The sequence below is a fragment of the Tissierellales bacterium genome (genome assembly GCA_025210965.1).
In the GTDB taxonomy this organism is placed as follows: Bacteria; Bacillota; Clostridia; order Tissierellales; family JAOAQY01; genus JAOAQY01.
This window is the reverse complement of the sequence record JAOAQY010000194.1, coordinates 1-11,589: the sequence shown is the minus strand read 5'-3', so window position 1 is coordinate 11,589 and position 11,589 is coordinate 1. Positions and strand designations below refer to the sequence as shown.

Here is an 11,589-nt window from a genome sequence, read left to right as displayed (position 1 = left end):
TTCAATCTGATTCTGGATTTTTTTCCTGTGCTCTAATAGAATTTGCTTTCTCTCATCAATCGTTTCATCACCAATCATACTCAGCCTAACGATTTCCTTAATCTCTTCTAATGGCATATTTGTATCTTTTAAACATACAACTATTTCAAGCCAAGCTATATTTTCATCACTATAAACTCTCTGACCTGACTTGTCTCTTTCAATGCTTGGAAGTATACCTTCCTTTTCATAATATCTAAGAGTATACGCTGATATCCCAGTTTTTTCAGACACTTCTTTAATCTTATACACTAAAATCCCTCCTATGCACAATCTAAATCGACTTGAATGCATAAAATTCGATTTCTATGCATCTTGTTTAGTATCTGTTATAACAATTTGTCGCAATGAAACTGATTGTGGCAACTCATATGCAAACTTAATAGTATCAGCAACATCTTCTGCTGTAATATTAACTGCTCCAACAGATTGCTTCCACTCGTTATAACCATCAATTATACTCTGATCTGTAGTATGACCTAAAAGTTCAGTTTCAACTGCTCCTGGGTTAACTGACAGAACTCTTACGTTATGTGGAGACATCTCTCCTCTCGCAACAGCAGTAAGACCAGTAACTCCGTATTTGCTAGCACAATACGCTGCGTGATTGCCAAAAGGCTGTATCCCTGCAATTGATGATATATTTATTATTGTACCAGAATTTCTATTCTTCATATCATCCATCACTATTTTCATACCATTCATCACACCAATAACATTTACATCTAGCATTCTCTTCCATTCTTCTGCATCTTGTTTTTCTATGCTTCCAAGTAACATAACTCCTGCGTTATTTACAAGTAAATCAGTATTCCCATATTTCGCTTCTGCTTCACGTACTGCATTTTCAAATTCTACACTATTGGTAACATCAACCTTTTTACATATAGCATTTGGCAAATTCAAATTTTCCATTTTTTCAACTCTTCTCGCTAATAACAGCAATGGATACCCATCTTGAGAAAACTTTTTCGCCAATGCCATACCAAATCCCGAGCTAGCTCCTGTTATAACAACTAATTTTTTCATTTTTCATTCCTCCTAAGTTGGTTTCTCTCTTCACAAATACAATCTTAACCCTTAGAGTTAGCTCTAAGTCAAGGGAAATAAAAAATAAATACATATTCTATAAGTTATTTCACACTATCACTCAAAATTTTCATAAAATGAATAGTTTATTTTGAACTATCTACTGCTCTAAAATGGCGTATTCCTAATCAATATTTCCAGTAGAACAAGTTTACCTAGACTCAAAATTTCATTTCAAACCCATGCAAGTAAATTTAGAATTTCTTAGTTTCCTTTAAAATTTTTAGTTTTTGTATCTCTTTCTCTCTTTCCGCATCGATTATGTCATTTAATTTTTCTTGATATTTTTTTTGTATATTTTTTTTACTATCATAACTCACCGAGACTATATCATCAGCTTTTTCTAAATATTCTATTTGCGCTTTTGTTAAAAAGTTGTACTCTTTCATAAAACCTGAGTCTAAGATATACTCTAAAGTAGAATAATCATCTATTTTTAAATTGTCGTATAATTCATTTGTTTTTGAAATTTTCAAGTCAAAATACTGCTCTCTAGTAAACCACTCCATATATTCTGTATCAAATATTTCAATCTCTTTTGTTATAGTGTTTGTCCTAATAACTTCTTCTTTATTTTCTATCACTACACTAGTCTCTTTTAGGTATGGCTTATATATCACTAACAATACTACTAATATAATCACTACAAATATCCAATCTAAATATTTTTTCACAAATCTTCCTCCCTATAAGTTATTTAAAAACTTGCCTTGCATTTCTTAGTTTATCTTACAAACACACCAATATCAATAATCGCGATATTTATTAAGGTAAATTTAAGCTGAAAAATAACAGTATAAATCTATTATTTGTAGTATTGTTACCATAAAGAGTTTAATTGATACCACAAAAATGCAGTGTACGTATATAAATTAACATTCTGCAGTCTTAGAATTGTTTTTCAGTTTTACAGATGATATACTACATGCAGATGCGCATTTGTTAAATTAATATTAATTATTTCAAAATTATGGACTGGTCATGGTGTTCCTTTCTTTAGATACGAAGACCCATTTGCAGTATCGTGGGATACTGATTGGAGACCTGTAGCAAATACTACTTATCATGTCGATGAAATAAGATATAACAATAGTGATCCAAAATTTTATGAGGACAATACAATCGAATATTCATCGCCTACTGGTGTTGGTTGGGATGCTGATCTTAGAACATGGGCTGTACCATTTGGAGATCTTGAAAAATCCGTTGGTGGGTATGGAAAAGTATTAATTGAAGAAAAAGAAAAAGGTAAAACAATTAGTCATAGCATACATGCTAAGTACGCACATGATACTGGTGCTAATAGTAGCATCGGATTAAACATTAAGGCTTTAAGTATAACATTATATGGTAAAGCCGAAACACGTGCTACACAAACAGATTTCGAAATATAATAATACTAACTTTAACAATCTAAAAAGAATTATTTAAATTCTTTTTAGATTGTTATCTTTGGAGGTCTAAAATATGAATAAAAAGTTTATTGCAATATTCTTTTCTATTTTATTAATTATAGGTCTATTGCATTTCGTTAATACTGCTTCATATCATGAAGTAAAATCAGTTCTAACTAAAGCCACTATAATTGACAAGGGAATTGAAAATGACAGGCAATACATCAAGGCTAAACTATACAGTGACCCAATAACTGTAAAGATATATGTTGATAACAAAAACACTTGGAATTTAGTTTTACTAAATCATACCTATCAAATAGACTACAAAGTTTTTTCAAATCACGAAAACTTTCTAGACTATATAGATTGTGACTCCTCTGCACTCTAATATTTTACGCACTGTAACGTAGCTCTTGGATGTTTGAAAGTCCATCTCCAAAATTATTAAATACTATAATTACTAAATACTATAATTACTAAATGCTATTTGAAAATTTTCATTTTATCATCAGCTGGTATAATTTCCTTATTTCCTGGGCCACCTTTTATTTTTCCAAAAGGCATTTGTGATATTAATTTCCATTTTGATGGTATATCCCATCTTTGTTTTACAGCCTCTTCAATAACCTCATTGTAATGCTGAAGTGATGCTCCCATACCCTCAATTGCAAAAGATGTCCAAATATTATATTGTAACATTCCGGATGACTGATATGACCATGGAGAAAAATTATGTGCATATCTTGGAAATTTATTTTCAAGTTCCTCAACTATGCTATAATCCTCGAAAAATAATACAGTACCATAAGCTTCTCTAAATCCATCCATTTTTTTCTTAGTAGACTCAAATCTTTCAGCTGGAACTCTTTTCCTAAGTTCTTCTTCAATCATAAGCCACAATTCATTGTGTTCATTATCTAGCAATAACACAACTCTTCCGCTTTGGGAATTAAAGGCTGATGGTGTATGATCAAGTGCATATACCAAAATATCTTGAATTTCATCATCACTGATGGTGCTCTCTTTAGATAATTCATATATGCTTCTTCTTTTTCCAATTGCTTCTTTATAGTTGTACTCCATCAAAAATCCTCCTTTATATCAAATCTTATTGATGAATAGTTTCATCTAAGCATTAATACCCTTGAGCAATCTAGTGAAACTCAATCAGTACAACTAAAAATGCCATGTCCGTGATATGATTCACGACATGACACTTCATTTTCATCTAAATACAACTTTTTTGTAATCTACAATCCTGCAGATATATTTATCACATAATATCCAATGGCCACAATTGCTAAATCTGCACATATATGCACAAACCAACTGTTAAAAAACGTATCTTTTTTATCATCTAGCGCTGCAAAAATCAAACCACCTATAAATAAGCCAACTAAACATAGAATAAATACCAATGGATTGAACCAATTCTTAAAATTAGCTATGTGATATATAGAAAACATAAAAGAACTAAAAATATATCCGAATTTGGTGCAATTTATATGCTTTAATCCTAAAAATATAAAACCTCTAAAAAACAATTCTTCTAGCAATGAATTTACAAAAGATAAATACAATCCATAATACAATATTTGATTTCCAACTATTTGATATTTATTTCTAAAATCATAAACAATTGTATTTACATCAAATAGATTCCTAAATATTATAAATCCTATAATCAGCACAATTACCACAAAAATACCAAGCGCCTTTGATATATCCATTTTAAGTGCCGGAGTATGATTCTTAAATGATTTTTTTACGAAATTATCTTTTGAAAGTTTGATGTACACAAAAGGAACTACACTAAATAATATTAATTTAATAATAATCTTTGTATTGTAGCTCACCAAAAAGCGCTGATCTACAATATACAAAATCCCTACGACTAATATAGACGCTACAACTATATATAAACTAAGCATTTTATCTTGATTGCTATATTTTTTAATTTTTTCTTGCAATAAATCTTTCATTATATCCACTTAACTCTCCTCACTTCTATTTACTAACAAGTTTATTACACTAGCCAGTCTAGTATCAAGGATTTCGAACATTATTAATTGGATTTTAATGTTAAATTCAGAATCGATTTATTTTTTTAAAGTATTGGTATATAAATTTCACTTACCATATTATCTGGATACACTGATCCCAATACATCTACGACTTCAAAATCTGGTCCATCAGCACGTTCATATTTTGAATTAGGGAACCACGTTCCATATATATATTTCCAAGTTTTTTGAGACTGATCTACTGAACCCTTAACTTTAAACACTGCATATTCTCCAGCTGGAATCTCCAAATTTATTAAATCCACTAAATTTTCCTGTGGAGATTTAACCATTTCTCCTATGACAAATGAAAAATCTCCATTGTCACAATAATTACAAGTTATGCCGTGAGGAAATGCTGGTGCTAATCTTTCCTCGATTTTCAAGTAATACTCATTTTTCCCAAAATCATCATAAAATCCAGGTATTTCTTGAAAATATTTACCACCATTCAAATTAGTTTTGTATTCATGCCCTACTACGTTTACCTTGTCTAAATACTTGATTTCTGGTTTATTTACTTCTAATTCATCAAAATTTTGATTTGCAAAATCTAGAAAATTAATCTTTGAAAACTCCCCCAAGTTTAAATCATCCGCTTTTCTATATTTTGCCGGTGTCATGTCAAAAAGACTCTTAAAAGCTCTTGTAAATGATTCTTGTGATCCATATCCAAAATCTACTGCTATATCTAATACTGATATTTCAGTACTATCTAAAATTTTAGCCGCTTCAGTAAGTCTTCTCTTTCTTATGTATTCTTGAACCGAATAACCTGACATAGCCTGAAATAATCTTTGAAAATAAAATGATGAAAAAAACGCTTTAGATGCTATATCAACTATATTCAACTCACCTTTTAAATTCTCCTCGATATAATCTATAGCCCCTTGTATCCTAAAAAAATAATCCATATTTATTACACCTCCATAGTTTCTAACAACATTATATAATTTTTTAAAATTTATTTTTTGATAATTTGTGCTAAACTATTCTAAATAGGCTTTTACCTCATCTATACTTGCCATGGCCTCTTGTGCACCTCTTCCAGTAGTAGATATTGCTGCTACTGCATTTGCAAATCGTATACATTCTCTAACTTCAAATCCTTTTGAAAGCTTATATGCAAATCCTGCATTAAAAGAATCTCCTGCTGCAACCGTATCTACCGTTTCTACCTCGTAACCATCTATTCTCTCAAATTGCAAATCATTTATGATATATGCTCCGCGTGCTCCCGATTTAGCTATTATATTTTTCACTCCCATTTTCAGCAAAGTTTTAGAGGCTATTTTCAAATCTCTTTCATTTTCTATACTAATTCCTGAAAGCACCTCCATTTCAGTTTCATTTGGAGTTATAAAATCAATGTATTTATATATTTCACATGGCAATTCTCTAGCTGGTGCAGGATCAAGTATTATTGTCTTTCCAGATTCACTTAGCTTTTTTATGAGATACAAGCTGGTATCTAAAGGTATTTCTAATTGCAATAAATATATATCATAAGCTGAAATCGAATCCCATCTCTCATCTACATACGCCTTGTCAACCTTTCCATTAGCACCAGCAATAACTATGATTCTATTTTCACCGTTAGCATCTACTTCAATAATTGCAGTTCCGCTACTACAATTATTAGCTCTACCAATACAGCTAGTTTCAACACCTTCCTCTTCTAGGTACGACTTATAGCTATCACCTAAATCATCGTCTCCTAACATTCCAACCATCGATACTTTATTTCCTAATTTCGCTATTTGAACTACTTGATTTGCTCCTTTTCCACCAAAATATTTTCCAAAACTATTTCCCAAAATAGTTTCACCCGCTTTTGGAAGATAATCTACACTCGCTACTAAATCTATATTTAGACTGCCTATGACACAAATTTTTTTCACGAAAATCAACCTCTCTCTATGTATTTTTATAACTGAATTCATTAGAATCCTCTTTCAACTATTTATATTATACAAGATTCAATGTTTGTGAGCATTTTTTATTCAAATAAAAAAAGATGAAAAACTTGATATCCAATATAAAATCAAGCTTTTCATCTAATAATGTCTACTACTTTATGCAATACTATAATTCATTTTATGGTTTTGCATAAATTCATTGTATCTCCATATTCTTTTTAGTTTTAATATCACTTTAAATCTCTAGTAAAGACCTTCTTTACCTTCTTTTATACTAACAAATATATTTTTAGTCTGTGAATAAGCATCTAGAACACTTTTATAAGTCTCTCGTCCAATACCTGATTTTTTGTATCCACCGAATGGAGTACCAGCAGGCAATTGATTGTATGTGTTTACCCACATTCTTCCTGTCTCTACATTTGATGCTACTCTTAACGCTCTATTTATGTCTTTAGTCCAAACGGCACCACCTAAACCATACTCAGAATCATTTGCAAGCTCTACTACTTCTTTTTCATCCTTGAATTTGATTACAGTAACTACCGGTCCAAAAATTTCTTCTTGAGCAATTCTCATTTTATTGTGAGCATCCGCTAATATTGTCGGTTTCATGAATGCTCCATTCTTTAGTTCTTCAGTGTCAAACCTTTCTCCACCAGTTACTAATCTAGCGCCTTCTTCTTGACCTATTTTTACGTATTCCAATATATTTTGTATCTGTTTCTCATTTATCTGAGAGCCCATTTGAACACCATCTTCCCAAGGCAATCCAACTTTTACTTTTTCAAATGCTGTTTTTAACTCTGCAACAAATTTATCGTAAATACCTTCTTGAACAAATACTCTCGAACCAGCGCAGCAAACCTGACCTTGATTAAGTAAAATCCCCATATGAACACCCTCTATAGCTCTATCCCAAGGTGCATCATCAAATATAATATTTGCAGACTTCCCACCAAGTTCTAACGTAGCTGGTATAAGTCTCTTAGCAGCTTCTTCTGCTACTCTATATCCAACTTCTGTTGATCCAGTAAATGCAAGCTTGCTAAACTCTTTATGCTGAAGCATATAATTTCCTGATTTTGAACCCTTTCCAGTGATTATATTTACAACACCTGCTGGCAATACTTTTTGTAATATTTTACCAAACTCTAGCAAACTAATAGATGTAACTGATGATGGATGTATTACTATTGTATTTCCTGCTGCTAGTGCTGGTGCTAGCTTCCATGCACCCATTAGCAATGGAAAATTCCAAGGAATAATCTGGCCAACAACTCCAATTGGCTCTTTCAAGTTTATTGAAAGTGTATTTTGATCTAGTAACTTTGATGTTCCTTCCTCTGAAACGATTACTCCTGCAAAATATCTAAAATGTTCTGAAGAAAGTGGAACATCAATATTCAATGTCTCTCTAAGCGGTTTCCCGTTATCTAATGTTTCAACCATAGCCAAATGTTCTCTATTTTCATCTATCAAATCTGCTATCTTGAGTAACATCTCACTTCTTTCTTGAGCACTAGTCTTTCTCCAAGTTTTAAAAGCTTCTGTAGCGGCCTCCACAGCTCTATCAACATCTTCATCACTTGCATCTACAAACTCTGTCAATCGCTCTCCATTACTTGGATTGTAGCTCGCTATTTTTGAATTATTAACTCCATCGACCCATTCTCCGTCTATAAAAAGTTTGTACTCACTTTGCATTACATCTAAATTTTTACCCATTAATAACGCCTCCCTAAACACTAATAATTCCCTAATTATAGTAACCAAACCTGTAAAGTATAAATATAAATCTTGAAAAATACAAATTTATCATTAACCATTGTCAATTTTTCAATCACGATTGTATTTTAACAATTTTCACTTTTTATAATCTTTACAATCTGAATTATATTCTCATTGCCATTAATTGTCAATACTATTCAAGTGTTATCTTTTTAACGTTAATTCTTTTACAAAAAATACCACTCTAATTTCAAATTAAAGTGGTATTTGCTATATCTTTTTTTGTAAATTTTCGATAAATCTATTTTAAAAATTTTATGTTTTTTTGCTACTTCAAATATTTTTTATGGTAAAAAAGTTTCTGGATATGCATATCCTATATGCGCAAGATCCCCAGGCTCACCTCTAAAATCTTTATTTTGTTCTGCATATGCACTTCCTGGTTTTGCATACTTTTTTAGAAATTCATATCTATCTTCCGAGTCAGATCCAAAAGTCATTACGCCCCTCAATAAACCTGCTATACTAAGTTCTAATCTCAATTCTTCAAAATCTTCATAAGGAATTCTATAATGTGATACATCTATTCCACCTTCTACATTATCTATGCTTTCAACTATGCGCTTCTTTAGCAACTCTTTTCTCTCTTCTAAACTCAAATCTTGAACTTCAAAAGACATTGTAGCCTCTTGCGATAATAATTTTTGATTAGTAGATTTTATATTAGATATTGAAAGTTCATATATTTGACCATATTCATAGTAATGTTCTGGAACTACTACTATTGTTTTCCCTTTATTTTCCAGTCTATATTTGCATTTTACAACCTTTCCTGATTTATCTTTCAGTGAAATATGCTCATCAGTCAAACTATTTTCGTCTACTTCACTACTCAAATCAACGCTCCAAACCTTTTCGATACCAATATCCTTTTTGAACCCAAAATCACCTGCAAAAGCTACATTGGAAATCAAGCAAGTCATAACTAACATTGAACACAAATATTTTTTCGCTACAATTTTCAATTTCATAATTTCTCTCCTTAAATCTAAATTTTAACCAACCCACATTTCAGTATAAATGTAAACCACCATATTCTTCAACGTATTAATTGAATAAATCCATTTATGCTCTACAAAAAAGCACACGCAATTCGCATATAACGAAATAAAGTACACTATCAATATCAAATAGTGTACTTTATTATTTATATTATTATTTTTCGCTCAACAAAATTACTCTTGGATAAAAACCAAATTTTGAGTAGAATTTGAATGTTCTTTCATTTCCATATGATACTCCAACTACTATCTTTTTTGGGTTATGTATCCTCACCCAATCTAATCCTTCTTTCATAAGTTTTTCACCTATACGCTTGCCTCTTAGTTCTGATTTCAAATAAAGAGATTCTATTTCTCCTATACTATCATCATCTACACTAGCTATCAAATAACCTATATCTTGTTTTTTATATTTATCAACTACAATTTTCACCCAAAGTTTTTTCTTCTCAAACGATTTTTTCCTTGAATTGAATTCAAAAGACTTGAATTTTTCCTTAAAATATTTTGAATTTTTTTCATGATGAGAATTCAGTTCATTCCAAAGCGGTTCGACTCTATCAAGCAGTTCATGTTTGCCTAGCTCATAACAAATCTCGTCACACTCAATATTTGAATTTTCTATATCAGAAGCTCTCTCTAAATCACCGATTATGTCTTTTGTCAATTTTAGCTCTGCAAATCTACCGCCCCAAATATTATTATGATGATTTATTATAGATTTTCCATCAAGTACTTCACTGTCAAATGTCGAATGGGCATCTTTGGCAACTGTCAATTTGTACCCTTTTTCATAACCGCTTCTAATACTCGTATCTAAACAAAACTCTGTCTGCATACCTGCGATAATAAGCTCATTTACATCAATTTTATCTAATGTTTCTTTCAATTTTGTATTCAGAAATGAATCCCATGAAGATTTTTCCACAATTTTATCGTTCTCTAATGGAGCTACTTCATTATATATTTGCCAAGAATTTTCACCTTTTTTGTAAAGACCTTCATTCTCTGTATGCTTTACATATACTATTGGTATGCCTTTTTTTCTAGCTGTTTTTATCATTTTTTTTATATTTTCAATTACATTTTTTTCATCAGCTAGTCTATCCTCTTCATTCAAAAACATAGCTTCCTGTACATCAATTATCAATAAACACTTTCTCAAACCTATCATCCCCTCTCATGTAAAAATATGATTATACTAATTGAGAACTAATATGTCAATTTTCTTTTGAGATAATCTGTGAATTATATAAACTTGTTTATATCCATTAAATTTCGTGGAAGTTCCATTCTTACTGTTTTTAGAGGATCTACTATTTGACAAATTCTAATTTCTCCAACTAACGAAAGAAGCATGCTTGCATCAGCTGATTCCATCATATTATAATCTATCAACAATTTGTGCATATTTTTAGTAACTTCTATAACCGCTTCGTCTAGTGTTTTCTTTGACGATAAACACATTATATGCTCAGCATCAACAACCATAGGCAGTGGCAATTTTCTATTTTTTATGACATCAACTCTGACTTTTACCTCTCCATCTATTTCAAGTCCGCATCCACAAACTTCACCATCAGCCATCACCGCATGTAAATCTCCTATTGATAACAGCCCGCCTTCTACATTTACTGGTAATAATACAATAGCATTTTTAACTATTTTCTTGCAATCCATATTTCCGCCATGATAATCAGGCACTACATTTCCTATGGCCTCCCCAGATGGTGCCGTACCTATTACTCCAATCATAGGATTTATTTTTATCTCTATATTCTCATCAAATTTTGCAATATCATTCTCTATCTTTATAATTTTCGTTCTATTTTCAGTTATGTTTTCTCCAGCAATTCCATAATTTGGAGCAACAGACATCGTTCCAGTATCATTAACCTTTATATCAATTATTTTAACTTTCAAAATATCACCAGGCATAGCATCTTTTACAAAAATTGGACCCGTTGCTGGATTAGTATATGCAAAGTCTGCATCATGCAAAAAAATATTCTCGCTACATATTTGACCATTGTAGCAATCTGATGTTTCAAATAATATTACTTCCCCTGCATCCACTATCATAGTAGCTTCATTTTTCTTGTCCATACTAAATACAGCATTTTTTCTATCAATTTTCTTCATCTTCATCCTCTCCTCCTACAAATATTATTGGACTCTCAAATTCTAATTTATCTGGTCTAAATATTTTTTCAAACTTAGTCTTCTTATATTTTTCTGATTTTTTGAGTCTTAATTTCAATTTTTTTATTTCATTTTCTAATGCTTTTTC

12 protein-coding genes are annotated in these 11,589 nt (G+C 31.1%); 1 reads left to right on the top strand and 11 read right to left on the bottom strand.

The window, feature by feature from the left end:
• From N4A40_14190 to N4A40_14180, 3 genes are all read right to left on the bottom strand, one after another.
• The coding region (locus N4A40_14190; GenBank protein MCT4663003.1) for a MerR family transcriptional regulator at positions 1 to 291 on the bottom strand (291 nt) is incomplete at its 3' end.
• Positions 292 to 345: 54 nt separating this feature from the next.
• The gene (locus N4A40_14185) at positions 346 to 1,068 is read right to left on the bottom strand and encodes an SDR family oxidoreductase (GenBank protein MCT4663002.1); all 723 of its coding nucleotides are present in this window, start codon (positions 1,066 to 1,068) and stop codon (positions 346 to 348) included.
• A 254-nt stretch (positions 1,069 to 1,322) separates the two neighbouring features.
• Positions 1,323 to 1,802, bottom strand: a complete 480-nt coding sequence (locus N4A40_14180; protein MCT4663001.1) for a hypothetical protein — start codon at positions 1,800 to 1,802, stop codon at positions 1,323 to 1,325.
• 793 nt (positions 1,803 to 2,595) lie between these two features.
• On the opposite strand from N4A40_14180, the gene N4A40_14175 reads away from it, so the two are divergent.
• The gene (locus N4A40_14175; GenBank protein MCT4663000.1) at positions 2,596 to 2,913 is read left to right on the top strand and encodes a hypothetical protein; all 318 of its coding nucleotides are present in this window, start codon (positions 2,596 to 2,598) and stop codon (positions 2,911 to 2,913) included.
• 95 nt (positions 2,914 to 3,008) lie between these two features.
• On the opposite strand, the gene N4A40_14170 is transcribed toward N4A40_14175, so the two are convergent.
• The 8 genes from N4A40_14170 to N4A40_14135 all read right to left on the bottom strand — a co-directional run bounded on the left by N4A40_14170 (position 3,009) and on the right by N4A40_14135 (position 11,447).
• Positions 3,009 to 3,608, bottom strand: a complete 600-nt coding sequence (locus tag N4A40_14170) for a nitroreductase family protein (protein ID MCT4662999.1) — start codon at positions 3,606 to 3,608, stop codon at positions 3,009 to 3,011.
• Between the two features lie 167 nt (positions 3,609 to 3,775).
• Positions 3,776 to 4,507: a CPBP family intramembrane metalloprotease gene (locus N4A40_14165; protein ID MCT4662998.1), complete on the bottom strand. Its 732-nt coding sequence runs from the start codon at positions 4,505 to 4,507 to the stop codon at positions 3,776 to 3,778.
• Positions 4,508 to 4,632: 125 nt separating this feature from the next.
• Positions 4,633 to 5,502 carry an AraC family transcriptional regulator gene (locus tag N4A40_14160; GenBank protein MCT4662997.1) on the bottom strand — a complete coding sequence of 290 codons (870 nt, stop codon included), beginning with the start codon at positions 5,500 to 5,502 and terminating at the stop codon, positions 4,633 to 4,635.
• Between the two features lie 75 nt (positions 5,503 to 5,577).
• Complete coding sequence (gene rbsK / locus N4A40_14155) at positions 5,578 to 6,531, bottom strand: ribokinase (protein ID MCT4662996.1); 954 nt, start codon at positions 6,529 to 6,531, stop codon at positions 5,578 to 5,580.
• 219 nt (positions 6,532 to 6,750) lie between these two features.
• Positions 6,751 to 8,235 (bottom strand): aldehyde dehydrogenase family protein, encoded by a 1,485-nt coding sequence (locus tag N4A40_14150; GenBank protein ID MCT4662995.1) that lies wholly within the window; start codon positions 8,233 to 8,235, stop codon positions 6,751 to 6,753.
• Between the two features lie 347 nt (positions 8,236 to 8,582).
• Positions 8,583 to 9,269 carry a hypothetical protein gene (locus tag N4A40_14145; protein MCT4662994.1) on the bottom strand — a complete coding sequence of 229 codons (687 nt, stop codon included), beginning with the start codon at positions 9,267 to 9,269 and terminating at the stop codon, positions 8,583 to 8,585.
• Positions 9,270 to 9,453: 184 nt separating this feature from the next.
• Positions 9,454 to 10,464, bottom strand: a complete 1,011-nt coding sequence (locus N4A40_14140) for an isochorismatase family protein (GenBank protein ID MCT4662993.1) — start codon at positions 10,462 to 10,464, stop codon at positions 9,454 to 9,456.
• Between the two features lie 83 nt (positions 10,465 to 10,547).
• Positions 10,548 to 11,447 carry an acetamidase/formamidase family protein gene (locus N4A40_14135; GenBank protein ID MCT4662992.1) on the bottom strand — a complete coding sequence of 300 codons (900 nt, stop codon included), beginning with the start codon at positions 11,445 to 11,447 and terminating at the stop codon, positions 10,548 to 10,550.
• Positions 11,448 to 11,589 lie beyond the last annotated feature (142 nt).

Excerpts from the sequence above, each read along its gene's own strand:
- N4A40_14165 (MCT4662998.1), bottom strand. The coding sequence starts at position 4,507 with ATGAAAGATTTATTGCAAGAAAAAATTAAAAAATATAGCAATCAAGAT.
- N4A40_14135 (MCT4662992.1), bottom strand. The coding sequence starts at position 11,447 with ATGAAGATGAAGAAAATTGATAGAAAAAATGCTGTATTTAGTATGGAC.
- N4A40_14150 (MCT4662995.1), bottom strand. The coding sequence starts at position 8,235 with ATGGGTAAAAATTTAGATGTAATGCAAAGTGAGTACAAACTTTTTATA.
- N4A40_14145 (MCT4662994.1), bottom strand. The coding sequence starts at position 9,269 with ATGAAATTGAAAATTGTAGCGAAAAAATATTTGTGTTCAATGTTAGTT.
- N4A40_14170 (MCT4662999.1), bottom strand. The coding sequence starts at position 3,608 with ATGGAGTACAACTATAAAGAAGCAATTGGAAAAAGAAGAAGCATATAT.
- N4A40_14175 (MCT4663000.1), top strand. The coding sequence starts at position 2,596 with ATGAATAAAAAGTTTATTGCAATATTCTTTTCTATTTTATTAATTATA.
- N4A40_14185 (MCT4663002.1), bottom strand. The coding sequence starts at position 1,068 with ATGAAAAAATTAGTTGTTATAACAGGAGCTAGCTCGGGATTTGGTATG.
- rbsK (MCT4662996.1), bottom strand. The coding sequence starts at position 6,531 with ATGAATTCAGTTATAAAAATACATAGAGAGAGGTTGATTTTCGTGAAA.
- N4A40_14160 (MCT4662997.1), bottom strand. The coding sequence starts at position 5,502 with ATGGATTATTTTTTTAGGATACAAGGGGCTATAGATTATATCGAGGAG.